Below are 26896 nucleotides of genomic sequence, written 5' to 3' on the forward strand. Positions count from 1 at the left end.
AGTCACAGCAATGTCTGCAATTATTCAGTACGCATATACTTCATATCCCATACGCCATGACCTAGGCGATGACCGCGTGCTTCAAACTTAGTTAAAGGACGATCTTCTGGGCGAGCAATATAAGCGCCATCTGTCGCTGTATTTTTATAGCCAGGCGCTGCATCCATTACTTCTACCATGTGCTCTGCGTAGTTTTCCCAGTCAGTTGCCATATGGAAAATACCACCAATTTTAAGCTTTTTACGTAGCATCTCAGCAAATTCCGGCTGAACGATACGGCGCTTATGGTGACGCGCTTTATGCCATGGGTCAGGGAAGAACAACTGCACCATATCAAGGCTGCCATCAGGGATCATGTGTTCAAATACTTCAACACCATCATGACACATTACGCGCAAGTTGGTTAAGTTAGCCGCTTCAGCGCCCATTAAACAGTGACCAACACCTGGAGTGTGAACTTCGATACCAACGAAGTTTTTCTCTGGCGCAGCTTGTGCCATTTCAACCAATGATGCACCCATGCCAAAACCAATTTCTAATACAACTGGCGCTTCACGGTGAAAAACTTGTGTCCAGTCCAGCATTTCAGTGGCGAAATCAATACCCATAGCTGGCCAGTTTTTTTCCATCGCATTTTCTTGGCCCTTGGTTAAACGGCCTTCACGACGAACAAAACTACGGATCTTACGAACCATTTTGCCTTCATCGGTAAATTCAGTCAGGGTTACGTCACCTGACTTTTTTGAAACTTCGCTCATGCTAACTATCCAAACAAAAAAAGAAACGGAACGGCATTATCCAAAGTTATAGCCTCAATTCAAGTCTATCAATTGTGATAATCGCCAGTTTATGATGCAATCTTAGTCAATAACGTCATTATAGACGCCATTACATTAATGAGTTGCAGTATAAGGGATCGTCCCCACGGACTCCAACTTTACGCAAGCTCATTCGATAATAAAGCCCAACTCGGCATTTTTTTAATGCCAATTTAGTAAAGTGAGCCCATTGTGAGTACAGCTTTTTCCGACGCTATTTTAGCGTGGTATGATAAATTCGGCCGTAAAACCCTACCGTGGCAACACCAAAAAACCCCTTATAAAGTATGGTTATCAGAGATCATGTTGCAACAAACTCAAGTTGCCACAGTGATCCCTTACTTTGAACGTTTTATGGCACGCTTCCCTACCGTGGCTGATCTTGCCGCTGCCGAGCAAGATGAAGTGTTACATTTATGGACGGGATTAGGCTATTACGCTCGCGCACGTAATCTTCACAAAGCAGCCCAATTAATTGTTGCTGAACATAATGGTGAGTTTCCGACCACGATTGAAGCGGTTGAAGCACTGCCGGGGATCGGCCGCTCAACTGCAGGTGCGGTGTTATCGCTATCATTAAAACAGCATCATCCTATTTTAGATGGCAACGTTAAGCGTACTTTAGCGCGTTGTTATGCGATTGAAGGTTGGCCGGGAAAAAAAACGGTTGAAAATGCGCTATGGAATATCGCGATTGAAAATACGCCGGCGATTGGCGTCGAACGTTACAATCAAGCGATGATGGATATGGGCGCAATGATTTGCACTCGTAGCAAACCTAAATGTGATTTATGCCCTATTGAAGCGCAATGCATTGCCAAAGCACAGCAACGACAGAGTGAATTTCCAGGCAAGAAACCCAAAAAAGTGATGCCAGAAAAACAAACCTGGTTTGCCATTTTACGTTATGGCGACAAAGTATGGCTTGAGCAACGTCCCCAAGTGGGTATTTGGGGTGGCTTATGGTGCTTTCCACAGCATGATAATGACGATCTTAATGATCTATTATTGCAACAACTGGGACAGCCGCAAACCATGATTGCCAGTCAGCAACAGTTAATCGCATTTAGACATACATTCAGCCATTACCACCTTGATATTGTGCCGGTATTATTCACTCTAAACACACTTCCTGATGTGATCCATCAGCGCCAAGGGCAATGGTATGATCTCCATGATCCCGCCAAAATTGGTTTAGCTGCACCGGTACAAAAGATCCTTGATGGATTGCTATACCTATAATGATATTTATCACTAGTTACATTTTTATGCTCACAAAACCCTATTTGTGATGTCATTTTAAAATGTAACTAGTTACTATCGCGGCCTTTATTAATCTGCTTATTAACTCACTGACATTATGAAAAAATTTACTTATTTATTCGCTGCTGTACTCGCTAGTTGTTCTTTTTTTGCTTCTGCAACGCAAACGATTGCTATTGTTGGGGCAATGGATGCTGAAATTACCAATTTACTGCCACACATTAAAAATAAGCACACGATCACTATTGGTCAACATCAGTACTATCAAGGAAAAATCGGTAACCACTCGGTTGTTGTCACTCGCTCTGGTGTCGGTAAAGTCAATGCAGCGGTTACCACCACCACCTTAATACGTGAATTTAAGGCTGATAAATTAATCTTTACCGGTATTGCAGGCGCGGCGGCAGCAGAACTATCACCAACCGATGTGGTGATATCAACCGCATTGGTACAACATGATGTTGATTTAACTGTTTTTGGCAATAAACCTGGCCATATGGACGGATTTGATGATCGTTACTTTTATGCGGATCCACAATTAGTCGCACAAGCATTTGCTGCGGCACAGCAGGTTCTTGATAAGAAAAAAGTTTTTCAAGGTATTATTGCAACCGGTGATCAGTTCATTGCTAATAAACAAAAAGTGAACTTTATTCATAATGAATTCAATGCAATGGCAATTGAAATGGAAGGTGCAGCAGTAGCACAAGTTGCCTTTATGTTTAATAAACCCTTTGTTGTTATTCGTACCATCTCAGATAAAGCCGATGGCTCAGCACACTTTGACTACCCTAAATTAAAGCAGATAACTGCTGACAATTCGGTAGCGATCACCCTCGCAATGCTAGCTAGCCACTAACCTAGGTGAGCATATAATCCATACTGATTACACGGTTGTTATTCCAGCCTCGACCCTAGCCGCTACAGGTCGAGTCTGGTATAACTATTGCTATAATACTGTTGTTATAAAAAAACACTGCAGTTATAAAAAATACCGCCATTATAAATTCAGCCCTTCTCGCTGTGATTTAATGATACATGCATAAGGAATATTCCATGAGCCGTACTGTTTTTTGTGTCCATCTACAGCAAGATGCTGAAGGTCTAGATTTTCAATTGTACCCAGGTGAACTTGGTCAACGGATTTTTGATAGTATTTCAAAACAAGCATGGGCACAGTGGCAAGCAAAACAAACCATGCTGATTAATGAAAAAAAACTCAATATGATGAATGTTGAACATCGCCAATTACTTGAGACAGAAATGGTTAATTTTTTGTTTGAAGGTAAAGATGTCGTGATTGATGGTTATACGCCACCAACAAAATAATATTGAGATCAAAGAGATATTCCGCCGTGACTCAAACGGCGGAAAACATTAAAAAAAGTAAAAAACCACGCCACAACGAACAAAAAGTCAACACTCAAACATAATAATCATTTTTTATTAAAAAAAGGGTTGACGAAAAGGCTCAAAACCCTTTTAATAGCGCCCCGTTGCCTCGATAGCTCAGTCGGTAGAGCAGAGGATTGAAAATCCTCGTGTCGGTGGTTCGATTCCGCCTCGAGGCACCATTTCTTCTCTTTGAAGTTTGGTGCCAAGCAACGACAAAATCTGTTCCCTCTTAGTTCAGTTGGTAGAACGCCGGACTGTTAATCCGTATGTCACTGGTTCAAGTCCAGTAGAGGGAGCCACTATTTATTTCTTGGCTCAATAGAGCGGAGAGATTACAGAATTTATGTGCCGACTTAGCTCAGTAGGTAGAGCAACTGACTTGTAATCAGTAGGTCACCAGTTCGACTCCGGTAGTCGGCACCATTTATTCTCTTACTTCGGTAAGAAATGCAAAAATAGCAATTTGATTGCTGTGTTTGCCTCGATAGCTCAGTCGGTAGAGCAGAGGATTGAAAATCCTCGTGTCGGTGGTTCGATTCCGCCTCGAGGCACCATATTAAAATTTGATACGATTTATCGTGTTGAATAGTAAAAGTTAATTCCCTCTTAGTTCAGTTGGTAGAACGCCGGACTGTTAATCCGTATGTCACTGGTTCAAGTCCAGTAGAGGGAGCCACTATTTATTTCTTGGCTCATTTGAGTGAAGAGATTACAGAATTTATGTGCCGACTTAGCTCAGTAGGTAGAGCAACTGACTTGTAATCAGTAGGTCACCAGTTCGACTCCGGTAGTCGGCACCATTTATTCTCTTACTTCGGTAAGAAATGCAAAAGTAGAGACTTAACCATCACTACTTCTGCCTCGATAGCTCAGTCGGTAGAGCAGAGGATTGAAAATCCTCGTGTCGGTGGTTCGATTCCGCCTCGAGGCACCATATTAAAATTTAATACGATTTATCGTGTTGAATAGTAAAAGTTAATTCCCTCTTAGTTCAGTTGGTAGAACGGCGGACTGTTAATCCGTATGTCACTGGTTCAAGTCCAGTAGAGGGAGCCAAACAAGAAAACCTTGTCGAAAGACAAGGTTTTTTTTCGTCTGTCGATTGGTGAAATCCCCTCTTAGTTCAGTTGGCGGCACTTTATGAGAAGCTTGGCGGACTGCTAATTCGTATGTCACTGGTTCAAGTCCAGTAGAGTGAAGCCAAACAAGAAAACCTTGTCGAAAGACAAGGTTTTTTTCGTCTGTCGTTGGGTGAAATCCCCTACCTCGTTCGTAGGAATGGCGGCGGGAGAATTAGTATTCATCATTCCAAATACCATTACCGACTATCCGTGATCTATTTATCGCGTGATCGAGCTTAAAAGACACCATCCCAAAACAATCAATATACAACGCGCGAATAGTAGATTTCCTATCACTCTCGCGAGCATTCACTGTCGGGAATGACGATAAATTAGACTTGCATGCCACCACTCATTTTTCTTTAATTCACTTTTTTACAACGCTGACGCCATCAAACGCTTTTCCCTACCGAGACTAACAAATACAGTAAAACCGAACATTTAAGTTCAAAATAACACCAATCAGGGCAAAAAAGACAATGTTGATAACTATTTAAAAAAAAACCATTGACGAAAAGCTCAAAAACCTTTTTAATGCGCTCCGTTGCCTCGATAGCTCAGTCGGTAGAGCAGAGGATTGAAAATCCTCGTGTCGGTGGTTCGATTCCGCCTCGAGGCACCATTTCTTCTCTTTGAAGTCTGGTGCCAAGCAACGACAAAATCTGTTCCCTCTTAGTTCAGTTGGTAGAACGCCGGACTGTTAATCCGTATGTCACTGGTTCAAGTCCAGTAGAGGGAGCCACTATTTATTTCTTGGCTCAATAGAGCGGAGAGATTACAGAATTTATGTGCCGACTTAGCTCAGTAGGTAGAGCAACTGACTTGTAATCAGTAGGTCACCAGTTCGACTCCGGTAGTCGGCACCATTTATTCTCTTACTTCGGTAAGAAATGCAAAAATAGCAATTTGATTGCTGTGTTTGCCTCGATAGCTCAGTCGGTAGAGCAGAGGATTGAAAATCCTCGTGTCGGTGGTTCGATTCCGCCTCGAGGCACCATATTAAAATTTGATACGATTTATCGTGTTGAATAGTAAAAGTTAATTCCCTCTTAGTTCAGTTGGTAGAACGCCGGACTGTTAATCCGTATGTCACTGGTTCAAGTCCAGTAGAGGGAGCCACTATTTATTTCTTGGCTCATTTGAGTGAAGAGATTACAGAATTTATGTGCCGACTTAGCTCAGTAGGTAGAGCAACTGACTTGTAATCAGTAGGTCACCAGTTCGACTCCGGTAGTCGGCACCATTTATTCTCTTACTTCGGTAAGAAATGCAAAAGTAGAGACTTAACCATCACTACTTCTGCCTCGATAGCTCAGTCGGTAGAGCAGAGGATTGAAAATCCTCGTGTCGGTGGTTCGATTCCGCCTCGAGGCACCATATTATAAAATAACGTCATTGACGTTATACAAAAAGAATTTAGTGTGCCGACTTAGCTCAGTAGGTAGAGCAACTGACTTGTAATCAGTAGGTCACCAGTTCGACTCCGGTAGTCGGCACCATCTTTTGAAAGCCTCATCTTTGATGAGGCTTTTTTTTCGTCTGTAAAAAATGAACGAAAAAAAACGACAACCTCACAGTTGTCGTTTCACACTATTATCAATCGCCAAGGCTCATATTATCCCGCAAACATATGCTTTATCCATGTCGCAGGTTGACTGTCATGACACTTCGCCTTTAAGTCACCATTTTTATCCCATGCAGGTAAGGCAACGTTGCCGTTACAATCAAATCGCAAACTGCCATTAGCTGTGCGTTGATACTTCACCGTGGTGATATAAGGCGGCCAGCCGATATTTAATGGTAATGGTTGGCGACGAGCAAGATAATCAGCATAAACCCGTAGCGCGCCGCTAGAGCCGGTTAATCGCACTGGCGTGTTATCATCACGCCCAACCCACACCACGCCAACTTCGCGTCCATCAGCACCAGCAAACCAACTATCACGATTATTATCAGTGGTACCTGTTTTACCGGCTAATTTCGCTGAACTAAATTTAGTTTGTAAAAAACGCGCTGTACCTTGGCTCACCACTCTTTTCATATCATAGGTCGTTAACCAAGCAGCTTGTTCAGGCACGACTTGTTCAACCGGAGCGTAATGTTGGTATAGCACCCGCCCCTGGCTATCAACAACCGCATCTAGGCTATATAACGGCGCTTTACGACCATTATTCGTAATACTCTGGAACATTTGTGCCACTTCAAACGGTGACAAACTAAATGCGCCTAATAATATTGAAGGTAAACGTGGAACTTGATCACGATTAACTCCTAACTTAGCGATGGTGTTAATCACGGTATTAAGCCCAACCTTTAGGCCTAAGTTCACCGTTGGCACATTCAATGAATGCGCTAACGCATAATAGAGTGGTACTTGACCGCGGAACTTACGATCATAGTTTCTAGGTCGCCATGAAGTACCTTTACTGCCCTTTAAGACAATAGCTTGATCATTAAGGGTGGTTGCTAAACTAAACTTCTGCGGCTGACTCAGAGCAGCCAAGTACACTGCTGGCTTGGCCAATGAGCCAATTTGACGACGAGCATCAAGAGCACGATTAAAACCAGCATAGCCGGGACGACTACCGCCAATAAGCGCGCGCACGGCACCATCTTGTCGATCAACCACCACCATTGCTGTCTCGACTTTAACTCCGGCTTTTTTATTTAACCGTGGCACCATCGCTGCAATAGTTTTTTCCGCCGCTTGTTGAGATAGCGGATCAAGGGTACTGAAAATTCGCAGTCCTTTACCTGATTTGTAGATATCACCAACATCTCGTTGTAACTCACGTTGTAACTGCTGAAAATACGCTGGTTGACGACTGGCTATTTTCGCGTTTTTTTGTACCCCTAATGGTTCAGAAAATGCCTGCTCATATTGGGCTTCGGTTAGGTAATCATTTTTAGCTAATAGTGACAATACTAAGTCACGGCGTTTAAGGGTTCGCTCTGGATGACGCCAAGGGTTAAATTGCGATGGCCCTTTCACCATTCCTACTAGCATTGCCAATTGATCTACCCGTAGTTCTTCTAATGGACGTCCAAAATAGAATCGTGCCGCCAATGGAAAACCATGTATTTCTTTAGCGCCATTTTGACCAAGGTAAATTTCATTTAAATACGCTTCAAGCACGCGATCTTTACTGTAACGGTGATCAATAATCACCGCGATATAGGCTTCACGGACTTTACGCCACAAGCTACGTTCACGACTTAAGAATAAATTTTTCGCCAATTGTTGCGTAAGGGTACTACCACCTTGAACGGTATGACCCGCTTTAAGGTTGACCACCATTGCTCGCAGAATCGCTAATGGTGACACGCCATCATGCTCATAAAAATTACGATCTTCTGTGGTTAACAGCGCATTAATCAGCAATGGAGGAAATTGATCCCGCGCCATAAAGATCCGTTGCTCATTACCTGATAGCCCTAGCATACCCAGTAGTTTAGGTTCGATTTTGAGTGTTTTTAATGGCCTGTTAGTGGTGACATCAACGATCGAAGCTAGCTTACTGCCAGCAAACGTTAGCATCACATGCTGTTGTGGTTGCGGATCATCGACAAACTTAAATGGACGTCGAATTAACTCAACGCGAGTTGAAGAGGCAGAATACTCTCCCATTTTTCGCGGACTACGCACTTTATGATATTGCAATACATCGAGTTCACGTCGCACATCACTGATAGTCATCGCTTGGCCTGGATGTAACGTTAATACTCGGCCATAGACAACTGAGGGTAAATCCCAAATTGGGCCATCCATTTTATTACGCACCACAGTATCTAAATAAATACCGATCACTAATAAAATAGCTACTACCACTAAGGTCATTTTAAACACTAAACTACCCAGCTTACGTAGCCATGGATGAGAAACGGCTGATTTTTTAGTGGTACTTTTTTTAGCTGAAGTTTTTTTCGAGGCTGTTTTTTTTGCCGGCTGTTTGTTAGCAGTTGGTTTTACAGCGGCCTTTTTGCGTGCAGCGGCAGGTTTCTTCTGCTGTGGTTTAGGGGGCTGTGGCGTCTTACTCATAATGCATCAACTACCGTCATTCCTGTATGTAAGCAGAGCCTATGATTGAGCTCTGCTGTTATGATTCAGTATTAAGATCTTAGCAACTATAACTGATTATATATACAGGTATCGAACTTGTTTAGCATCGTTAAAGGTATTTTTTAATTTTGCGGGTTGGGCAATGATTAGCAGGATCATCAGGCCAAGGGTGCTTAGGATAACGTCCCTTCATTTCTTTCTGGACATCTTTATACGAGCCTTGCCAAAAACCAGCTAAATCTTGTGTGATCTGTAACGGTCGTTGTGCTGGCGATAATAGCTCTAACACCAAAGCAACTTTACCGTTAGCGATCGTCGGCGTGGTTGGCTCACCAAACATTTCTTGTAACTTAACCGCTAATACAGGTTGCTGCTGGGCTTGATAACGAATGGCAATTTTTGAACCTGTCGGTACTTGATAATGAGTTGGCAATAATTGATCGAGCTGTTGTTTTTTATTCCAACCGAGATAAGCCTCTAATGCTGCTACCACATTAACTTTTTGTAGCCCTTTTAAGGTGGTAATGCCATTGAGATATGGCAATAACCATTGCTCAGCATTGGCTAATAAACTTGCCTCATCTAATGCGGGAAAATCAGCCTCAGGTAACCACTGGTTGCCACAACGACCACGCGTCAGTAACAGTGTCGCAGCTGGCGTCCAATTTAATACTGCCAATCCTTTACGCTTAACTGCATTGAGTAATGCTGCACTGGCAAGCGTGGCATCGGGAGTGGCAGCAAGGCTACGTGCAACAATTAACTTACCGCAATAGGTACGATACTCAGCACTTAAACGGCCTTTTTTATCGTCCCAGTCAAGCCACTCACATTGATTAAATAATTCCGGCAATGCGTGCTGTAACCCGTTTAAATCAGCACTGATCGCAGAGAGGATTCGACTGTCACCTTGGCGCGTTTTGACCACATCGGCTACTACCAACAAAGACTGACTCGCTAATCCTTGGCTGCTCTCAAGCATTACCCCTTGGCCATTGGCTAATTGATAACGACCATCTTCAGCACGAGATTGCGCAATTCGATCAGGAAAACCAACGGCTAATACTATCGCAGCCCAATGATTATTGACCTTTAGCTCACTATTTTTAGCCGTGCCTAAAGCTGCAAGGTGTTGCTGAGTACGCTGCACATAAGCATGACTTTTCGCCAGTTTTTTAGTTTCAAGTAAATGCAGCTGAAAAGATAAATCAGGATTATCAATACCACGTGGTGGATCTTCGAGTAATGCCACCAGCATCGCAGCGGTAGTCAAAATAGTGGCATCGGCTTGTTGGTGTGCCATTTGTTTTGCAAACGCGAGTATTGCGCCATGACGCGGATCGACACCTAAAGTTTGCATCACTTGACCACGTGGCGTTTGTTGACCTCGTTCATCAATCGCACCTAGTTGCTGTAATAACTGCCGCGACTGCTGTAAAGCAATTGCTGGCGGTAGATCTAACCACTGCAACTCTTGTGGATCATGACAGCCCCACTGAACCAGATCCATCGCCAACGCGGTTAAATCACTGCGTAAGATTTCTGGTTGCGGCGTTGCTGGTTGACGTTGAAGTGACTCTTCACTGTACATTCGCAAGCAAATACCCGCCTCCAAACGGCCAGCACGCCCAGCGCGTTGTTCAGCCGAGGATTGGGCTACTCGTACTTGTTGCAAGCGACTGATTCCGGTTTTAGGATCCCACAACGCGATCCGTTCCAAACCACTATCCACTACCAATCGAATTCCTTCAATGGTTAAGCTGGTTTCAGCAATATTGGTCGCCAATACCACTTTACGCTGCCCAGCAGGTGGTGGATTAATCGCTTGTTGTTGTTGCTCAATCGGTAATTGGCCATACAACGGGCAAATGTTAATAGTGCTATTAGCTGGCGTTAACCGCGTGGCTAATGCTTGTGCCAAGCGTTTAATTTCACCAACACCAGGTAAAAAGGCTAATACCGAACCTGATTCTATGGTTAGCAACTGATTAATCGCGGCCGCCATTTGTTCAATCACATCCCGTGGATCACTCACTGCTTGATAGCGATATTCAACCGGAAAGCACCGCCCTTGAGATTCAACATAATAAGCCTCTGGTAACAGTTGCACCAAAGCAGTTTGATCTAGAGTGGCAGACATCACTAATAACTGCAGATCATCACGCAAAGCTTGTTGCACTTCGATCGCTAATGCCAATGCGGTATCTGCATGAATACTGCGTTCATGAAATTCATCAAAAATAATCAGCCCAACGCCTGCAAGTTCAGGATCATGCTGCAACATTCGCGTCATCACGCCTTCAGTGACAATCTCTAGTCGTGTTTGCGAACTGACTTTCGTTTCACCTCGTACTCGTAAGCCAACGGTTTGTCCAACACGCTCACCCAATTGCTGCGCTAAATACCCAGCAATATTTCTTGCTGCTAACCGTCGAGGTTCAAGCATGATAATTCGCCCTTGAATAACGGCTTTATCTAATAGCGCCAACGGCAACCGTGTTGATTTACCGGCTCCCGGTGGTGCTTTTAATATCACTTGGGTATGGTGAGTTAACGCGCTAAATAAGGTTGCTAAAACCTCATCAATTGGGAGTTGTGACAATGGTGCCACCTTATGTCATGATCAATACGAAATCACATTGTAACGAAAGCCACCCCGCAACTAAAAATAATAATCGATGCTCGAGGCCATAATGAAGTTTGATCCACCGCTACAAGCCGCCACTTTAATTAAACGCTATAAACGCTTTTTAGCTGATGTCACTTTAAATGATGGTGAGGTTAGAACAATTCACTGTGCTAACACCGGCGCCATGACCGGCTGTGCTGATCCCGGCACTACGGTATGGTATTCAACTTCTGATAATAAAAAGCGTAAATACCCTAATAGTTGGCAACTGGCGCACACTGCGGCTAATGATTGGATTTGTGTTAATACCGTTCAAGCCAATCACCTTGTTAAAGAAGCCATTGAACAGCAACGCATACCAGAGCTCAGCGGTTATGATCAACTACGAACCGAAGTGAAATATGGCACTGAAAATAGCCGTATCGATCTATTACTTGAATCACAAACCCGTCCAGCCTGCTATATTGAAGTAAAAAGCGTGACCTTATTAGCGGATAATGGTCAAGGTTACTTTCCTGATGCCGTCACCACTCGTGGTCAGAAACATCTACGAGAGCTGACCCAAATGGCACAACTGGGTTCACGCGCTATACTGTTTTTTGCAGTGTTACATACGGGAATCAAAAAGGTTGATGTTGCACAGCATATTGATGCTGAATATGCCCAATTATTACACCAAGCCATTGCTGCTGGTGTCGAAATAATTTGCTATCGGGCCACCATTAACGCAACCGAAATAAATCTTACCGACTGTATACAATTTCAGCATTTGACATAAAAAATGCCGTTTTCTTCACATTGACATAGAATTGAAGTTATACAGTAATTGCCACATCGTAACCTTTCTGGTATAGATACCGCCCAAAATTAACCAGTGACGGTTATTAGGTACATTAGGAGATGCTATATGCCAGAGACCAACGTTAAAAAATCACTAGGCATCCTGGCTATTGCTGGGGTTGAGCCTTATCAGGAAAAAGCTGGCGAAGAATACATGGGCGAAGCTCAATTAGAGCATTTCCATAAAATTCTATCAGCATGGCGTAACCAACTTCGCGTTGAAGTTGATCGCACTGTAAACCACATGCAAGATGAAGCCGCTAACTTCCCCGATCCAGTGGATCGCGCCGCACAAGAAGAAGAGTTCAGCCTTGAACTTCGTAACCGTGACCGCGAACGAAAACTGATCAAGAAAATTGACAAGACACTTAAGCGTATCGAAGAAGATGATTTCGGCTTCTGCGACTCTTGTGGTGTTGAGATTGGTATTCGCCGTCTTGAAGCTCGTCCAACTGCAGATCTTTGCATCGACTGTAAAACACTTGCAGAGATCAAAGAAAAGCAAATGGCTGGCTAATTTACGCCTTTATCAGGTTAAGCTAATTTTAGAGGGAGCGTAAGCTCCCTCTTTCGTTTACACTAGCGCTCAAAATAACACGCAGTAACTAACCCTATGGTTATTTACTTACCGATGTCGCACGAGCTCTGCCTGTTTAATCATAATCTCGCGTTATAGATCAATAGGCACCAAACTGAATAGTGTTCTCATTTTAGAGAGCATTATTCAGTTTGGAGGGAATATATTTTGTTATATCTACCCCTGACTCTGGGCGACATTTACGCTGCCGTACCAAGTTCAATAATAAACAACTTGGATTTTATAACCGTTTATTAATGTATGACTAACACAAATCAATATGTCGGTCGCTTTGCGCCATCGCCCTCAGGGCCATTGCATTTCGGATCGTTAATTGCTGCTCTTGGTAGCTACCTACAAGCAAAATCTCAGCAAGGAAAATGGATCGTTAGGATCGAAGATCTTGATCCACCTCGCGAAATGCTTGGGGCTGCTGATGATATTCTGCGTACACTTGAAGCGTTTGGCTTCATGTGGGATGGCGATATCATGTATCAGAGCTTACGCCATGATGCTTATCAGGCTCAAATTGATGCTTGGTTAACTCAAGGTAAGGCATACTATTGTCAGTGTAGTCGAAAAGACATTAAACAAGCGGGCGGCTTTTACCCTGGTACCTGTCGTACCCTCAATCAACGGCACAATAATGGTGCGGTTCGATTACAAGTAGACACACCAATAACCCATTTCGATGACCTGTTACATGGTCGTATCGAGTTACCATTAGCATTGGCGAATGAAGATTTTATTATTCATCGCCGCGATGGTTTATTTGCTTATAATCTTGCTGTAGTGCTAGATGATATCGAACAAGGGATCACTGAAGTTGTTCGTGGTGCAGATTTAATTGAGCCTACAGGGCGTCAAATTGGTCTTTACCGTCAACTTGGACATTCTGAAGTTCGTTATTTGCACTTACCGCTTGCCATTACCGACAATGGTAATAAATTGTCGAAACAAAACCATGCGCCAGCGATTGATAAACTTAATCCTCGGCCAGCATTAATGGCAGCGCTACGTTTTCTAGGGTTTTCGCCACCGGCAGAACTGGTCACAGAAAGCGTAGAACAAATATTACAGTGGGGCATCACTCATTGGCAGCTCAAACAGCTACCAAAGACAACTGCTATCACACTAGCATTCTAAAATAGTCTGCCGTGATATATCATACACGGCTGTTTGTTGAACCAAGTGCACAATATGGGGTGTATTATCTTTAATCGAGTAGCCAGCTTTTGCCGTAAAGTATTGAATCGCGACAGTAGTACTCGCGTTCCAGAGGAACAAACTTTGCAAGTTTACCAACGCCCAGAGCACGGCATTTCACGAAAAGATATCAGCGAAAATGCGCTGAAAGTACTATATCGTCTAAACAAAGCCGGTTACGACGCTTACCTTGTTGGTGGCGGCGTCCGCGATTTATTGCTCCACAAACAGCCAAAAGACTTCGATATTGCGACCAATGCAACACCAGAAGAAATCAAAAAACTGTTTCGTAACTGTCGTTTAATCGGCCGCCGCTTCCGTCTAGCGCACATTCTTTTTGGGCGCGATATTATCGAAGTTGCGACTTTCCGTGGCCACCATTCTGATGCTCCGGCACAGGTTGTAGCCCCGAAAGACAATAAGCAAAAACCGCAAATTTCTTCTCGCAGTGAAGAAGGCATGTTATTACGTGATAATGTTTACGGCACCATCGAAGAAGATGCAGAACGTCGTGACTTTACCATTAATGCCTTGTACTACAGCGTTAAAGATTTCACCGTAACCGACTATGCTCAAGGCATTGAAGATCTGAATAACCGCGTTGTTCGCTTAATGGGTGATCCAGAAACCCGTTACCGCGAAGATCCAGTACGTATGCTACGTGCGGTTCGCTTTGCGGTTAAACTTGATATGGATATTGAACCAGTAACAGCGGCACCGATCCGTGATCTGGCAATATTGATGCAAGATATTCCAGCAGCACGTCTGTTTGAAGAAAGCCTTAAATTACTGCAATCAGGTCAAGGTTTAGAAACCTACCGTATGCTGCGTGAATACAATTTATTCCAACAGTTATTCCCGATCCTATCGGATCACTTTACTGAGAATAACAGCAGCAAAACCGAAAAAATGATCGAGCATATTCTGGCCTCGACCGATAAACGTATTGCTGAAGATAAGCGAGTAAATCCTGCCTTTATCTATGCTGCAATGCTGTGGTATCCAATGATGATCCGCGCTGAAGAAGTCTCTTTTGCAAGTGGCTTATCATTCTATGATGCCTTTATGGTTGCCAGTAACGACATTCTTGATGAGCAAGTACGTTCAATTGCGATTCCACGCCGCCATACCACCACCGTACGTGACATTTGGCAGCAACAGCTACGCTTTAGTCGTCGCAGTGGCAAACGCGCATTTAAGACCATGGAACACCCTAAATTCCGTGCTGCTTATGATTTCCTTGAAATGCGTAGTTTATTTGAAGGCAGTGACATCAAAGAACTAGCGCAATGGTGGAGTGAGTTCCAAAACGCCGATTATAACCAACGCGGCCAAATGGTAACTCATATTAATGATGGTGGTAGTCGCCGCCCACGTCGTCGTCGCCCACAGCAACCACGTCGTAAAAAGCCACAAGTTAAATCATGATTCGCGCTTATATCGCTATAGGCAGTAACTTGGGCGATCCCGTCGCCCAAGCTAAAACAGCCATTGAAGCACTGCAACATTTACCACATAGTCAGGTGGTTAGTGTGTCTTCGTTGTACAGCAGTACTCCGATGGGACCACAAAACCAACCTGATTATATTAATGCGGTTGTCGCTATTGATACTGCATTAGCTCCGCTTGAATTACTCAACCATACTCAAGCGATTGAGCTCGAACAAGGACGTGTTCGCAAAGATGAACGCTGGGGTCCAAGAACGTTAGATCTCGATATTATTTTATATGGTGATCTACAACATCAGTGTGAGCGCCTTACCGTGCCACACTATGGAATGAAGGTACGGGAGTTCGTACTGTATCCACTGGCCGAAATTAACCCTGATTTAGTTTTACCTGATCACACTTCTTTACGCACGTTATTGACTCAGGTTAACCGTAATGGCTTAGCTATTTGGCAAGCATAAATTCATCAGGGCGAGGAACAAGCTATGAAAAAAATCACTATCAACGATCTCCTAAAATGGAAGCAAGAAGGTCGCAAGTTTGCATCAGTAACAGCATATGACGCCAGTTTTGCCCAATTATTTGAGCAACAGAATATGCCGGTTATGTTAGTAGGCGATTCATTAGGCATGGTTCTCCAAGGCCGTAATGACACTCTACCCGTAACCATTGATGACATCGCCTACCATACCCGTAGCGTTCGTGCAGGCAGCCCTAATTCGCTGCTAATGGCTGACATGCCATTCATGACCTTCGCAACCCCAGCACAAGCGTGTGAAAATGCCGCAAAATTAATGCGTGCCGGGGCTAACATGGTAAAAATCGAAGGTGGCGCTTGGGTTGCTGAAACTATTTCAACCCTGACACAACGTGCAGTACCTGTCTGTGCCCATCTTGGTTTAACCCCTCAGTCTGTCAATATTTTTGGCGGTTATAAAGTTCAAGGCCGCAATTTGGATCAAGCTGAGACCATGGTAAATGACGCCATTGCTCTCGCTCAAGCTGGTGCCCAAATCATCGTATTGGAATGTGTTCCAGCAAGCCTTGCTGAACGTATTACCAAGGCGGTGGATGTGCCTGTAATTGGTATCGGTGCGGGTAATGCGACTGATGGCCAAATACTGGTTATGCACGACATGTTTGGTATTTCTGCAAACTATATGCCGAAGTTCTCTAAGAACTTCCTTGCAGAAACTGGTGATATGCGTGCTGCGGTTACTAAATACATTGAAGATGTTGAGTCTGGTGCATTTCCAGGGTCTCAACATACCTTTGAATAAGGAATAAGAGATGCAAACATTCGCCGAGATTGCCCAACTAAGAGAGCAGATTACGACGTGGCGCCGCGCCGGTCGTCGAATTGCCTTTGTTCCAACTATGGGTAACTTGCATGAAGGCCATCTTACGTTAATGCGTAAAGCACGTAAGCATGCCGATGTTGTTGTTGCGAGTATTTTTGTTAACCCAATGCAGTTTGAGAAAGCTGAGGATTTAACTAATTACCCTCGTACTCTTGAACAAGATATTGCTAAATTACAACAACAAAATATGGTGGATGTAGTCTTTACTCCAACCCCAGAAATCATGTATCCAGCAGGTCTTAACAATCAAACGGTCATCGACGTCCCTGGATTATCAACGATGTTAGAAGGTGAATTACGTCCAGGTCACTTTCGTGGCGTAGCAACCATCGTCAATAAACTGTTTAATATTGTTCAGCCTGATGTCGCCTGTTTTGGCGAAAAAGATTACCAACAATTGGCGCTTATTCGTCAAATGGTGATTGATTTAGCGATGGATATTAAGATTGTTGGCGTGCCAACTGTACGCGAAATGGATGGCTTAGCCATGAGTTCACGCAATGGTAATCTAACCGTTGATGAACGCCAGCGCGCACCAGTTTTAGCCCGTACAATGCGTTGGATAAGCAGCCAAATGCGTGGTGGTCGTAGTGACTATGACGAATTAATTGTTGATGCTAACGATCAATTACGTGCCGCAGGTCTGCAACCCGATAAAAGCTTTATTCGCGATGCTGTGACTTTATTACCAATTACTGACACCACCCAACAAGCCGTTATTCTGATGTCTGCTCAGTTAGGTAAAGCACGTTTAATCGACAACCAAGTAGTAGATTTATCTCCTGCTGTAACGGTTGAAGAAGAAGTCGCTGAAGCAAATTAATTGCTAAACGTCGACTAAAAAAATACCGCTCGTTAGTTATTAACGCGCGGTATTTTTTTAACTGTTGCTATTGGAATAACGCTTATGAACGCAAACCAATACCACGCGAAATCAAATAATAAGCCACACTATAAAGCGCAATAACAAACACACTTAATACTGCAAACGATGTCCCAATACCAACATCAGACACGCCAAGAAAGCCATAGCGGAAGGCGTTAACCATATACACAATCGGGTTAACCTTTGACACCATTTGCCACACTTCTGGTAGCAAATTTATTGAATAAAACACGCCACCTAAGTAAGTTAAAGGTGTTAGAACAAAGGTTGGAATAATACTAATATCATCAAAAGTACGCGCAAAAATAGCGTTAATTAATCCACCCAGTGAGAACACAATTGAGGTCATTACTACCGTCGCAACAATCACCCACAAATGAGCAATATTGAGTGATACAAATAGTAGTGATACTACAGATACTATCAAACCAACCCCTAGTCCGCGTAATACACCACCGCCAACATAGCCAGCAATAATAATATAGTTAGGCACCGGAGCGACTAATAACTCTTCGATATTATGTTGAAATTTAGCACTAAAAAAGGAGGAAGCAACATTGGAATAAGAGTTGGTGATCACCGACATCATGATAAGTCCTGGCACAATATATTCCATGTAACTAAAGCCTTCCATATCCCCAATACGCTTACCAATCAGATTACCAAAGATAATAAAATACAGCGTCATAGTGATCGCAGGCGGAACCAATGTTTGCACCCAGATCCGTGTAAAACGGTGGATCTCTTTAGTAATTAAGCTTTTGAATGCAATCCAATATTGTTTTTTCATTTATAATTATCCACCACGACTATGCTTGATCTTTGTTGACTAAGTTAACAAACAATTCTTCTAAACGATTACTTTTATTTCGCATTGAACGCACCATCACCCCTTGGGCTGTTAGCGCACTAAAGACACGGTTTAAGTCATCACCTTTGTTAAGATCCACTTCTAAAGTCGTGCTATCAATTAAGCGACATGAACCAATATCCAGCGTCGGTGTTACTGCTGTAGTATCAATATCTAAAATAAACGTTTCTAATTCCAATTGACTCAATAACGCCTTCATCGACGTATGTTCAACTAATTCACCATGATTAATAATACCAATATTGCGGCATAGCATTTCAGCTTCTTCAAGGTAATGGGTGGTCAAAATAATAGTCACCCCTTCTTGATTGATACGCTGCAAAAATGTCCACATCGAACGCCGTAATTCAATATCAACTCCAGCGGTTGGCTCATCTAAAATCAATAATTTTGGTTCATGCATTAATGCGCGTGCAATCATTAAACGGCGCTTCATACCACCAGAAAGATTACGCGCACGATCATGACGCTTGCCCCACAAATCTAACTGAGTTAAATATTTTTCAGCCCGCTGTTTTGCCAGTGGCCGTTCAACCCCATAAAATCCGGCTTGGTTAACCACAATCTGCTCTACCGTTTCAAACGGGTTAAAGTTAAATTCTTGCGGCACTAAGCCAAGCTGATTTTTGGCATCCACCTTTTGAGTATCAAGGTCATAGCCAAAAATGCTGACTGAACCTGAGGTTTTATTGACTAACGAGCTGATAATGCCGATAGTGGTCGATTTACCCGCACCATTAGGGCCTAGCAACGCAAAAAAATCACCTTGCTCGACATTAAGGCTCATATTTTTCAGCGCCTTGACGCCGCCTTTGTAAGTTTTACTTACATTTTTTATTTCTAAAGCATTCATTATATGCAATCTTTCTGTTAAATATTTATAGGCTAGTGACAAAACGCTAACAACTAATCCGATTTGCTATCAGCGCAGCTTGTGTATAGTAAGGAACATATTAATATAAGGTATTATCATGGCAGATATAAAGCAGCTCTTTGCAAACAACCTCTCATGGTCAGAGAACATTAAGGATGAAGATCCAGAGTTTTTCTCTCACCTTGCAGAAGCGCAACATCCACAATATCTTTGGATCGGCTGTTCTGACAGTCGCGTGCCAGCGGAACGTCTTACCGGTTTAACCTCTGGTGAATTGTTCGTACACCGTAATGTAGCTAACCAAGTTATTCATACCGATTTAAACTGTTTATCTGTAGTTCAGTATGCCGTTGATGTACTGAAAGTTAAACATATCATCATTTGTGGCCACTATGGCTGTGGTGGTGTAACTGCGGCAATAGAAAATCCACCACTCGGTCTTATTAATAATTGGTTATTACACATTCGCGATCTGTATCTTAAACATCGCTCAGATCTTGGTAGCCTACCACGTGAAAAGTGGGATGATAAATTGTGTGAGATTAACGTCGCTTCACAAGTTTACCATCTTGGCAATTCAACTATCATGCAACAAGCATGGGAGCGTGGCCAAGAAGTTAAAATTCACGGTTGGATTTATGGTACCAGCAATGGCATTTTAAAAGATCTTGGCGTTACTGCTACTAGTCGTGAAAGCCTTGAAGTTGCTTATCAAGCAGCAATGTCATCATTATTGCCACCGCTTGAACAACAATTACAGCAGCTAGAAAATAATAAATAACAGCCATAAAAAAAGCGGCCACCATAAGGTGGCCGCTTTTTTGATTGTTATTCTGCGTCTGGAATAACTTTACCAATAAACGGTAAATGACGGTATTTTTGTGCGTAATCGATACCCACACCAACCACGAATTCATCAGGAATAATAAAGCCGTACCAATCAACCTTCACATCCACTTCACGACGTTCTGGCTTATCTAATAATGTACAGATGCTAATTGATTTAGGTTCACGTAGCGATAGAATCTCACACACTTTACTTAGCGTATTACCAGTATCGATAATGTCTTCTACCAACAACACATCTTTACCTTTAATATCGTCATCCAAATCTTTTAGAATACGAACATCGCGGCTACTATGCATAGTATTGCCGTAGCTTGATGCTGTCATGAAATCAACTTCATGCGGGATCTCAATCGCACGTGCTAAATCTGCCATAAAGACAAATGAGCCACGCAGTAAGCCGACCATAACTAAATCTGTAGAGTCTTTATAATGCTCGGTGATCTGCTTTCCTAGCTCTTTGATGCGTTCCTGAACATCCTGCTCAGAAATCATTACTTCAATAGTGTGCTTCATTTTATTCTCCATCAACGCGGCTGCGTTACTCGACTGAGGCGATATATTCCAAAGGTCATTATTGTAGCATTCATTCATCTTAAGCGTTATTTAATCAATAGTGTCCAAAATTCGAAACACTTATTGATAGTTCAGTTTGAATACACCTAGTTGCTGCTGTAGGGTTTATGTATAAAAAATAAACATCATTATTATAAATATGGCTAGGGAGTTAATAATTATGGATACGATTACTAAAAAACCACGCACGCGCTTATCACCAGAAAAAAGAAAGCAACAGTTACTTGATTATTCAATTGAAGTTTTTTCTCGTCGCGGTATTGGCCGTGCAGGCCACGCTGATATTGCGGAAATGGCAAATGTCTCGGTTGCAACGGTATTTAATTACTTTCCAACTCGAGAGGAATTAGTTGAACAGGTATTAATGGAAGTTGCGACCCAATTTAATGATCTGCTAACTGAATGTATCGGTGCACCAAATAAAGCCTTACATGCGCGCTTAACCTGTATCAGCAATAACTTAATTGATGCGGTATTAGAGCAACAAGATTGGATCAAAGTATGGTTTGAATGGAGTACATCAGTTCGCGAAGATATCTGGCCACAGTTTATCGAAAGCAACCAAAAAAATCTGAAGCAAGTACAGCAAGCATTTATTCAAGCAATTGATAATGAAGAAATTACTTCAAATCAAACCCCTGAAAACTTAGCTAAAATGCTCCATGGCATGTGTTATGTGATTTACATGCAGGCTAACCAGCATCCAGATCAAGATATTTTACGTGAACAAGCGCAAATTTATCTGCAAGTGTTAACCCAAAAAAACTAATTTAGTGCCAATTAAAACCTGCAAGGCTTAGCATTAATAAGCCTTGCACCTTGTTAGGCAGTTGCGAAAATAACCGGCTGATGCGGAGTAACACTGACAGTTACTCGCTGGCCGACATTCAATAATAAGTTAGAATTAATGACTAATTTATGTCCTTCAAATTCAACAATATAACGACAACTATCACCCATAAACTGCTGCTCAATAATTACCGCTAAACCATCATTCTCAGGCTTCACCGTTAAATGCTGTGGTCGTAGTAACCAATCCACATCTGTAGCCAGCGCCAATTTTTGCTGCGCCGCTAATGCTAACTCACCAAAGGGAGTATTTAACTGCTGATTAGCCGTAACAGTTGCAGGTAAATAAGAACCAACACCTAAAAACTCCGCCACAAAGCGACTACTTGGTTGGTAATAAAGCTCAGTTGCAGTACCAAATTGCTCAATCACACCATGATTCATTACTGCCATTTTATCCGCAAAGGCAAAAGCCTCTTCACGACTATGAGTAACAAAGATAGCGGTCACACCTTGGTCTTTAAATATCTGTCTAATATCTCGAATCAAACTATGACGAACTTGAGTATCAATATTAGAAAACGGCTCATCTAATAATATCAAATCAGGCTCGTTGGCTAACGCACGTGCAATCGCTACACGTTGCTGTTGACCGCCAGAAAGTTGATGCGGATAACGATCATCCAGTTCAGTTAAATGCACCAGTGCTAACATTTGCTGAATTTTAGCGGCAACTCGTGCCTTATCCCAATGACGCAAACCAAATGCAATATTTTCAGCCACGGTTAAATGCGGAAATAACGCGTAATCTTGAAATATCATTCCGATATTACGTTGCTCAGGAGGCAAGCACAGTGACTGATCAACAATGCTACGATCATTAATCGCGATTTGCCCCTGAGTCAGCGGTAATAATCCTGCAATCGCTTTCAATAGCGTGGTTTTGCCACAGCCACTCGCGCCAAGCAAACATACGATTTCACCACGCTCAACCGCTAATGATAAATCTTGTAATATCGGCTGCCCATGGTAGCTACAACTAAGTTCGGTGACAGACAATGCATGTTTCATCAATGTTTTTGCTCCAAAGAACGGTTAACCATCACCAACGGAATCAAGCCGACGATGACCAATAAAATCGCCGGAAAAGCGGCAACTTCTAATTGCTCATCAGAGGCGAAATTAAATACATAAGTAGCTAAGGTTTCAAAATTAAACGGGCGTAATAATATTGCAGCATTAAGCTCTTTCATTGATTCAATAAACACCAGCAAGCCTGCAATTAAGCAACCACGACGAATCAATGGTAAATGCACTTTGCGTAACATCGCTGTCGATGCATAGCCCATGGTTTTAGCTGCCATGTCTAATGATGGTGGAATTTTAACTAAACTACTTTCAATACTACCGATAGCAACCGCAGCAAATCGCACCACAAAAGCAAAAATAATCGCAAACATAGTGCCAGAAAAAATCAGTCCCGGACGCCCCAGATCTAAACTTTGTGCGACATCATTAACCAAGTGATCGGCACTGGTGAGCGGAATCATCACTCCAATCGCTAATACTGTACCTGGTACAGCATAACCTAATGACGCTAATCGCATCGGTACCGTGCTAATACTGCGGCCATCTAAGCGCTGATAGAAATTAACCATCAAGGCTAATAACACCGCAAATATCGCCGCCGCCAACGATACCATTAAGCTGTTTAAACTATAATTCTTAAATTGCTCAGTCCAGCTTTGAGCAAAGTAATCGATCGCATAAACAATCAATTGCAGCATCGGGAACAAAAAGGCACAACCGACTAATCCCCAACACCAGCCAACAGCTAACCATTTTTTCCAACCCGTGAGTTGGTATTTAGTATGGCTATCGTTACCACATTGCTGTTGAAACATTTTTTGTTTACGGCGACTAAAACGCTCACTACTGATCAGTAAAAAAATCACCAATAACATAATTGCTGAAATTTTAGCGGCAGCATTAAGATTTGAATAGCCAAGCCAAGTATCATAAACCGCAGTCGTCAGCGTATTTAAGGCAAAGTAGCTCACAGTACCAAAGTCACCTAATGCTTCCATCGCCACTAATGACACCCCAACTGCAATCGCTGGGCGAGCTAAAGGTAATGAAATTCGGCGAAAACTTTGCCACGGCGAACAACCTAACAAACGTGCAGATTGAAGCAGGTTATTACTTTGCTCCATGAACGTAGCGCGCACTAACAAATACACATAAGGATAAAGCACTAAAGCAAGAACAAAACATGCGCCCCATAATGAGCGTAAGTCAGGAAACCAATAATCGCTAACGTGTTGCCAACCAAAAATATCACGCAACCAAATTTGAATTGGACCAGCGTAATCAAACCAATGAGTATAAAGGTAGCCAACAATATAACCGGGCATTGCGAGGGGTAGAATAAGTGCCCATTGAAGTATTCTTTCGCCGGGTAAACGGCACATTGCCATTAACCACGCGCAAGGAAGCCCAAACACTAAGGTCAGTGATACCGTACCAACCACCAGCCCAAGAGTATTTAATGCGTAGGTAGACATCACTGTATTCATCAAGTGCGAGAACACTTGATCAGAGTTACCCATGGCGGTAATGAATATAGCGATAATCGGCAATACTAACAGCGAACCTAATAACCAGCTGCTAATTCGCCAAAATAAAAACTTTTCTTTCATTTACTACTACTTAGTACGTTTTTCAATATATTCAAGCCTGCATTATCAGGCCACTTTGTCAGTAAATACATTCACTGTCAGCAAGGCATGAGAAGCTACCACAACTTATTGCAAAATAGACTAAGTTAAACTGAAAAATGGGGCTTAACGCCCCATTTATTTTGTAACTAATTACAGATCAAACTTCACTTCATCTAGTAGTTTGATTGCAGCTTGATGATATTGAGCAACCTCATCAAGTGATACATCATCGGCTTTAAACTCACCCCATGATGCAACTAACTCAGAGCGCTTAACACCCGCTTTAACTGGGTATTCGTAGTTCACTTCAGCATACATTTGCTGTGCAGTCGTTGCAGTTAAGAATTCCATTAACTTCAAAGCGTTGTCTTTATTAGGTGCGTACTTCGCCATTGCCATACCGCTAACGTTAACGTGCGTACCGTTACCTTGTTGACCTGGGAAGTTAATCTCAACCGCTTCTGCCCATGCTTTTTGGTTTGGATCGTTAACCATTTTGCCTAGGTAGTAGCTGTTACCAATTGCGATATCACATAAACCTTCTTTAACCGCTTGTACTTGACCGCGATCGTTACCTTGAGGCTTACGAGCTAAGTTTGCTTTTACGCCTTCTAGCCATGTTTTAGTTTCAGCTTCGCCGTTATGGGCAATCATCGCAGATACTAATGATACGTTGTATGGGTGCTTACCAGAGCGAGTACAAAGTTTACCCTTCCACTCAGGTTTTGCTAAATCACTGTAATCAAAAGAGGCTGGTAATTTACCAACGCGATCTTTTGATGAATATACATTGCGAGAACGTAATGTTAGTGCGAACCACTCGTCTTCATTATCACGGAACTGTGCAGGAATGTTAGCATCAATGATTTTGCTATCGACTGGCTGAACCAGCTTCTTATCTGACAGCTCAACCAAACGACTAATATCGGTTGTTAATACTACGTCTGCTGGGCTGTATTCACCTTCTTGCTGTAATTTTTCAGCAATACCCGCTTTAGCAAACTTAACGTTAACTTTAATACCGGTTTCTTTAGTGAACTCATTAAACATTGGTTCAACAAGGAAAGGCTGACGGTACGAGTAGACGTTGACTTCTTCAGCAGCAGTAGCGACTTGAGGCGCAGCTAAGCCAAATAGAACTGCTGTAGCTAAAAGTTTCTTCATTGCTAAATCCCTTAATGCAAAATGTAATGATAATGTTTCTCAATTAGATTAATGCAGATTATACGTTTTTCATCTGTGAACACAATCAAGCTGTAACACTTCATTACAAAAAAGCGTCACTGCTAACAGTGACGCTTTTTTTGACTTCAACAGCAGCTAAATAGCGTCACTATTGCTATTTTAAACTAACAAACTCAGGGTAAGCATCAACACCACAATCATGTAAGTCCATACCTTCAAGTTCTTCATCTTCACTAACACGAATACCAATCGTGAGCTTTAAAACTCCCCAAACCACAAGGCTTGCACCAAATACCCACCCAAAGATAACCGCAGCGCCAAAGAGTTGAGTCATAAATGCAGCATCAGGATTATTTAATGGCACCATCATTAGTCCAAACACACCACACACACCGTGAACTGAAATCGCACCGACAGGATCATCAATTTTAATTTTATCGAAACCAATAATACTAAACACCACTAATGCACCAGCAATACCACCAATAGCAACAGCAGCCAGCGGTGATGGTGACAATGGATCGGCAGTAATTGCCACTAACCCTGCCAATGCACCATTAAGAATCATGGTTAAATCTGCCTTACCCCACATGGTTTTACATACAGCAAGTGCAACAATCGCACCAGCAGCGGCAGCAGCATTGGTATTTAAGAATATTTGTCCAACCGCAGACGCATTTTCAAAGTCAGATAACATTAACTGTGAACCACCGTTAAAACCAAACCAACCGAACCACAAAATAAAGGTACCTAGAGTGGCTAAGGGCATATTTGAACCAGGAATCGGATTAATCTCACCGTTCTTGCCATATTTACCTTTTCGAGCACCAAGCAGTAATACACCCGCCAATGCTGCGGCAGCACCTGCCATATGCACAATACCTGAACCTGCAAAGTCACTAAAACCAGCTTCTGCAAGGAAGCCACCACCCCATGTCCAATAACCTTCAATCGGATAAATTAATCCAGTAAGCACCACTGAAAAGAGTAAAAAAGACCATAGTTTCATGCGCTCAGCAACCGCACCAGAGACAACAGACATTGCTGTAGCGACGAAGACAACCTGAAAAAAGAAATCGGATTCTAAAGAGTGGTCGGCGCCTTCGGCTTGAGAACCTATCAGTGCACCAAACGACGGTAGCCAACCACCCGCACTGTTGTCGACATACATAATGTTGTAGCCAACTAATAAAAATGTGGTACACGCAATAGCGTATAAACAAAAATTCTTGGTTAATATTTCAGTGGTGTTCTTTGAACGAACTAGCCCGGCTTCTAACATTGCAAAACCTGCTGCCATCCACATTACTAATGCACCGGAAATCAAAAAGAAAAATGTATCGAGTGCATAACGTAATTCAATTACTGTCGCTGATAATTCCATGGTTACCTTCCCCTAATAACTTGTCTTAATTATCTTGCTGCTCACT

Annotated in this window: 22 protein-coding genes and 17 tRNA genes; 29 read left to right on the plus strand and 10 right to left on the minus strand. The window is 42.7% G+C overall.

Annotated features, from left to right (window positions below; translation table 11 throughout):
* Nucleotides 1–20: 20 nt before the first annotated feature.
* Nucleotides 21–758 carry a tRNA (guanosine(46)-N7)-methyltransferase TrmB gene (gene trmB, locus PAND9192_RS13195; RefSeq protein WP_087854191.1) on the minus strand — a complete coding sequence of 246 codons (738 nt, stop codon included), beginning with the start codon at nucleotides 756–758 and terminating at the stop codon, nucleotides 21–23.
* A gap of 252 nt (nucleotides 759–1010) precedes the next feature.
* Here trmB and mutY point away from each other — a divergent pair, with 252 nt between their 5' ends.
* From mutY to PAND9192_RS13295, 20 genes are all read left to right on the plus strand, one after another.
* Nucleotides 1011–2060 carry an A/G-specific adenine glycosylase gene (gene mutY / locus PAND9192_RS13200; protein WP_087854192.1) on the plus strand — a complete coding sequence of 350 codons (1050 nt, stop codon included), beginning with the start codon at nucleotides 1011–1013 and terminating at the stop codon, nucleotides 2058–2060.
* Between the two features lie 118 nt (nucleotides 2061–2178).
* Nucleotides 2179–2940 (plus strand): 5'-methylthioadenosine/adenosylhomocysteine nucleosidase, encoded by a 762-nt coding sequence (locus PAND9192_RS13205; RefSeq protein WP_087854193.1) that lies wholly within the window; start codon nucleotides 2179–2181, stop codon nucleotides 2938–2940.
* Between the two features lie 197 nt (nucleotides 2941–3137).
* The gene (locus PAND9192_RS13210) at nucleotides 3138–3410 is read left to right on the plus strand and encodes an oxidative damage protection protein (protein WP_061000737.1); all 273 of its coding nucleotides are present in this window, start codon (nucleotides 3138–3140) and stop codon (nucleotides 3408–3410) included.
* Between the two features lie 169 nt (nucleotides 3411–3579).
* Nucleotides 3580–3655 (plus strand) — tRNA-Phe (locus PAND9192_RS13215).
* A 44-nt stretch (nucleotides 3656–3699) separates the two neighbouring features.
* Nucleotides 3700–3775 (plus strand) — tRNA-Asn (locus PAND9192_RS13220).
* Nucleotides 3776–3823: 48 nt separating this feature from the next.
* Nucleotides 3824–3899, plus strand: a tRNA-Thr gene (locus PAND9192_RS13225).
* Nucleotides 3900–3954: 55 nt separating this feature from the next.
* Nucleotides 3955–4030, plus strand: a tRNA-Phe gene (locus PAND9192_RS13230).
* Between the two features lie 46 nt (nucleotides 4031–4076).
* Nucleotides 4077–4152: transfer RNA gene (locus PAND9192_RS13235), tRNA-Asn, on the plus strand.
* 48 nt (nucleotides 4153–4200) lie between these two features.
* Nucleotides 4201–4276: transfer RNA gene (locus tag PAND9192_RS13240), tRNA-Thr, on the plus strand.
* 58 nt (nucleotides 4277–4334) lie between these two features.
* Nucleotides 4335–4410, plus strand: a tRNA-Phe gene (locus PAND9192_RS13245).
* Nucleotides 4411–4456: 46 nt separating this feature from the next.
* A tRNA-Asn gene (locus PAND9192_RS13250) sits at nucleotides 4457–4532 on the plus strand.
* A gap of 56 nt (nucleotides 4533–4588) precedes the next feature.
* Nucleotides 4589–4675: transfer RNA gene (locus tag PAND9192_RS13255), tRNA-Ser, on the plus strand.
* Nucleotides 4676–5143: 468 nt separating this feature from the next.
* Nucleotides 5144–5219 (plus strand) — tRNA-Phe (locus PAND9192_RS13260).
* Nucleotides 5220–5263: 44 nt separating this feature from the next.
* Nucleotides 5264–5339, plus strand: a tRNA-Asn gene (locus PAND9192_RS13265).
* A 48-nt stretch (nucleotides 5340–5387) separates the two neighbouring features.
* A tRNA-Thr gene (locus tag PAND9192_RS13270) sits at nucleotides 5388–5463 on the plus strand.
* A gap of 55 nt (nucleotides 5464–5518) precedes the next feature.
* Nucleotides 5519–5594: transfer RNA gene (locus PAND9192_RS13275), tRNA-Phe, on the plus strand.
* 46 nt (nucleotides 5595–5640) lie between these two features.
* Nucleotides 5641–5716 (plus strand) — tRNA-Asn (locus PAND9192_RS13280).
* A 48-nt stretch (nucleotides 5717–5764) separates the two neighbouring features.
* Nucleotides 5765–5840, plus strand: a tRNA-Thr gene (locus PAND9192_RS13285).
* 58 nt (nucleotides 5841–5898) lie between these two features.
* Nucleotides 5899–5974: transfer RNA gene (locus PAND9192_RS13290), tRNA-Phe, on the plus strand.
* A 46-nt stretch (nucleotides 5975–6020) separates the two neighbouring features.
* A tRNA-Thr gene (locus PAND9192_RS13295) sits at nucleotides 6021–6096 on the plus strand.
* 116 nt (nucleotides 6097–6212) lie between these two features.
* On the opposite strand, the gene mrcB is transcribed toward PAND9192_RS13295, so the two are convergent.
* Nucleotides 6213–8639: a penicillin-binding protein 1B gene (mrcB, locus tag PAND9192_RS13300; RefSeq protein WP_370738393.1), complete on the minus strand. Its 2427-nt coding sequence runs from the start codon at nucleotides 8637–8639 to the stop codon at nucleotides 6213–6215.
* A 127-nt stretch (nucleotides 8640–8766) separates the two neighbouring features.
* Nucleotides 8767–11259, minus strand: coding sequence for an ATP-dependent helicase HrpB (gene hrpB / locus PAND9192_RS13305; RefSeq protein ID WP_087854195.1), 2493 nt, complete (start codon nucleotides 11257–11259; stop codon nucleotides 8767–8769).
* 91 nt (nucleotides 11260–11350) lie between these two features.
* On the opposite strand from hrpB, the gene sfsA reads away from it, so the two are divergent.
* From sfsA to panC, 7 genes are all read left to right on the plus strand, one after another.
* Complete coding sequence (gene sfsA, locus PAND9192_RS13310) at nucleotides 11351–12064, plus strand: DNA/RNA nuclease SfsA (RefSeq protein WP_087854196.1); 714 nt, start codon at nucleotides 11351–11353, stop codon at nucleotides 12062–12064.
* Between the two features lie 129 nt (nucleotides 12065–12193).
* Complete coding sequence (gene dksA, locus PAND9192_RS13315; protein ID WP_036793256.1) at nucleotides 12194–12643, plus strand: RNA polymerase-binding protein DksA; 450 nt, start codon at nucleotides 12194–12196, stop codon at nucleotides 12641–12643.
* Nucleotides 12644–12964: 321 nt separating this feature from the next.
* Entirely contained in the window at nucleotides 12965–13849 is an 885-nt protein-coding gene (gluQRS, locus tag PAND9192_RS13320; protein ID WP_087854197.1) for a tRNA glutamyl-Q(34) synthetase GluQRS, read from the plus strand.
* Between the two features lie 54 nt (nucleotides 13850–13903).
* Entirely contained in the window at nucleotides 13904–15337 is a 1434-nt protein-coding gene (gene pcnB, locus PAND9192_RS13325; protein WP_082732153.1) for a polynucleotide adenylyltransferase PcnB, read from the plus strand.
* Nucleotides 15334–15819, plus strand: coding sequence for a 2-amino-4-hydroxy-6-hydroxymethyldihydropteridine diphosphokinase (gene folK / locus PAND9192_RS13330; protein ID WP_060998256.1), 486 nt, complete (start codon nucleotides 15334–15336; stop codon nucleotides 15817–15819). The genes pcnB and folK overlap by 4 nt, the downstream gene beginning before the upstream one ends.
* A gap of 24 nt (nucleotides 15820–15843) precedes the next feature.
* A complete protein-coding gene (gene panB, locus PAND9192_RS13335; RefSeq protein WP_087854198.1) occupies nucleotides 15844–16638 on the plus strand; it encodes a 3-methyl-2-oxobutanoate hydroxymethyltransferase in 795 nt (264 codons plus the stop codon).
* A gap of 10 nt (nucleotides 16639–16648) precedes the next feature.
* Complete coding sequence (gene panC / locus PAND9192_RS13340; RefSeq protein WP_087854199.1) at nucleotides 16649–17542, plus strand: pantoate--beta-alanine ligase; 894 nt, start codon at nucleotides 16649–16651, stop codon at nucleotides 17540–17542.
* A gap of 82 nt (nucleotides 17543–17624) precedes the next feature.
* Here the strand turns inward: panC and PAND9192_RS13345 are convergent, their stop codons facing one another.
* Both PAND9192_RS13345 and PAND9192_RS13350 read right to left on the minus strand, forming a co-directional pair.
* Complete coding sequence (locus PAND9192_RS13345; protein ID WP_087854200.1) at nucleotides 17625–18395, minus strand: ABC transporter permease; 771 nt, start codon at nucleotides 18393–18395, stop codon at nucleotides 17625–17627.
* Between the two features lie 19 nt (nucleotides 18396–18414).
* Nucleotides 18415–19329, minus strand: a complete 915-nt coding sequence (locus tag PAND9192_RS13350; RefSeq protein WP_060998260.1) for an ABC transporter ATP-binding protein — start codon at nucleotides 19327–19329, stop codon at nucleotides 18415–18417.
* 118 nt (nucleotides 19330–19447) lie between these two features.
* Between PAND9192_RS13350 and can the strand changes: the two genes are divergently transcribed.
* Nucleotides 19448–20131 carry a carbonate dehydratase gene (can, locus tag PAND9192_RS13355; RefSeq protein WP_060998261.1) on the plus strand — a complete coding sequence of 228 codons (684 nt, stop codon included), beginning with the start codon at nucleotides 19448–19450 and terminating at the stop codon, nucleotides 20129–20131.
* A 47-nt stretch (nucleotides 20132–20178) separates the two neighbouring features.
* Here the strand turns inward: can and hpt are convergent, their stop codons facing one another.
* Entirely contained in the window at nucleotides 20179–20712 is a 534-nt protein-coding gene (gene hpt / locus PAND9192_RS13360) for a hypoxanthine phosphoribosyltransferase (protein ID WP_060998262.1), read from the minus strand.
* A gap of 220 nt (nucleotides 20713–20932) precedes the next feature.
* Here hpt and PAND9192_RS13365 point away from each other — a divergent pair, with 220 nt between their 5' ends.
* Complete coding sequence (locus PAND9192_RS13365; protein WP_087854201.1) at nucleotides 20933–21541, plus strand: TetR/AcrR family transcriptional regulator; 609 nt, start codon at nucleotides 20933–20935, stop codon at nucleotides 21539–21541.
* A 53-nt stretch (nucleotides 21542–21594) separates the two neighbouring features.
* Here PAND9192_RS13365 and PAND9192_RS13370 read toward each other — a convergent pair whose 3' ends face one another.
* The 4 genes from PAND9192_RS13370 to PAND9192_RS13385 form a co-directional block, all read right to left on the minus strand.
* Nucleotides 21595–22632, minus strand: a complete 1038-nt coding sequence (locus PAND9192_RS13370; RefSeq protein ID WP_087854202.1) for an ABC transporter ATP-binding protein — start codon at nucleotides 22630–22632, stop codon at nucleotides 21595–21597.
* Complete coding sequence (locus tag PAND9192_RS13375) at nucleotides 22632–24260, minus strand: ABC transporter permease (RefSeq protein WP_087854203.1); 1629 nt, start codon at nucleotides 24258–24260, stop codon at nucleotides 22632–22634. Before PAND9192_RS13375 ends, PAND9192_RS13370 begins: the two co-directional genes overlap by 1 nt.
* Nucleotides 24261–24431: 171 nt before the next feature.
* Entirely contained in the window at nucleotides 24432–25445 is a 1014-nt protein-coding gene (locus tag PAND9192_RS13380) for a Fe(3+) ABC transporter substrate-binding protein (RefSeq protein ID WP_087854204.1), read from the minus strand.
* A gap of 175 nt (nucleotides 25446–25620) precedes the next feature.
* A complete protein-coding gene (locus tag PAND9192_RS13385; protein ID WP_087854205.1) occupies nucleotides 25621–26850 on the minus strand; it encodes an ammonium transporter AmtB in 1230 nt (409 codons plus the stop codon).
* Between the last annotated feature and the right edge of the window lie 46 nt (nucleotides 26851–26896).

The sequence above is a fragment of the Photobacterium andalusiense genome (genome assembly GCF_900185625.1).
In the GTDB taxonomy this organism is placed as follows: domain Bacteria; phylum Pseudomonadota; class Gammaproteobacteria; order Enterobacterales; family Vibrionaceae; genus Photobacterium; species Photobacterium aquimaris.

Bases quoted from the DNA above. Each gene is read 5' to 3' on its own strand.
- PAND9192_RS13370 (WP_087854202.1), bottom strand. From the start codon at position 22,632: ATGAAACATGCATTGTCTGTCACCGAACTTAGTTGTAGCTACCATGGG.
- PAND9192_RS13365 (WP_087854201.1), top strand. From the start codon at position 20,933: ATGGATACGATTACTAAAAAACCACGCACGCGCTTATCACCAGAAAAA.
- PAND9192_RS13205 (WP_087854193.1), top strand. From the start codon at position 2,179: ATGAAAAAATTTACTTATTTATTCGCTGCTGTACTCGCTAGTTGTTCT.
- sfsA (WP_087854196.1), top strand. From the start codon at position 11,351: ATGAAGTTTGATCCACCGCTACAAGCCGCCACTTTAATTAAACGCTAT.
- gluQRS (WP_087854197.1), top strand. From the start codon at position 12,965: ATGACTAACACAAATCAATATGTCGGTCGCTTTGCGCCATCGCCCTCA.
- hpt (WP_060998262.1), bottom strand. From the start codon at position 20,712: ATGAAGCACACTATTGAAGTAATGATTTCTGAGCAGGATGTTCAGGAA.
- PAND9192_RS13375 (WP_087854203.1), bottom strand. From the start codon at position 24,260: ATGAAAGAAAAGTTTTTATTTTGGCGAATTAGCAGCTGGTTATTAGGT.
- PAND9192_RS13380 (WP_087854204.1), bottom strand. From the start codon at position 25,445: ATGAAGAAACTTTTAGCTACAGCAGTTCTATTTGGCTTAGCTGCGCCT.
- trmB (WP_087854191.1), bottom strand. From the start codon at position 758: ATGAGCGAAGTTTCAAAAAAGTCAGGTGACGTAACCCTGACTGAATTT.
- PAND9192_RS13210 (WP_061000737.1), top strand. From the start codon at position 3,138: ATGAGCCGTACTGTTTTTTGTGTCCATCTACAGCAAGATGCTGAAGGT.
- PAND9192_RS13385 (WP_087854205.1), bottom strand. From the start codon at position 26,850: ATGGAATTATCAGCGACAGTAATTGAATTACGTTATGCACTCGATACA.
- folK (WP_060998256.1), top strand. From the start codon at position 15,334: ATGATTCGCGCTTATATCGCTATAGGCAGTAACTTGGGCGATCCCGTC.
- dksA (WP_036793256.1), top strand. From the start codon at position 12,194: ATGCCAGAGACCAACGTTAAAAAATCACTAGGCATCCTGGCTATTGCT.
- panB (WP_087854198.1), top strand. From the start codon at position 15,844: ATGAAAAAAATCACTATCAACGATCTCCTAAAATGGAAGCAAGAAGGT.
- pcnB (WP_082732153.1), top strand. From the start codon at position 13,904: ATGGGGTGTATTATCTTTAATCGAGTAGCCAGCTTTTGCCGTAAAGTA.
- PAND9192_RS13345 (WP_087854200.1), bottom strand. From the start codon at position 18,395: ATGAAAAAACAATATTGGATTGCATTCAAAAGCTTAATTACTAAAGAG.
- PAND9192_RS13350 (WP_060998260.1), bottom strand. From the start codon at position 19,329: ATGAATGCTTTAGAAATAAAAAATGTAAGTAAAACTTACAAAGGCGGC.
- panC (WP_087854199.1), top strand. From the start codon at position 16,649: ATGCAAACATTCGCCGAGATTGCCCAACTAAGAGAGCAGATTACGACG.
- can (WP_060998261.1), top strand. From the start codon at position 19,448: ATGGCAGATATAAAGCAGCTCTTTGCAAACAACCTCTCATGGTCAGAG.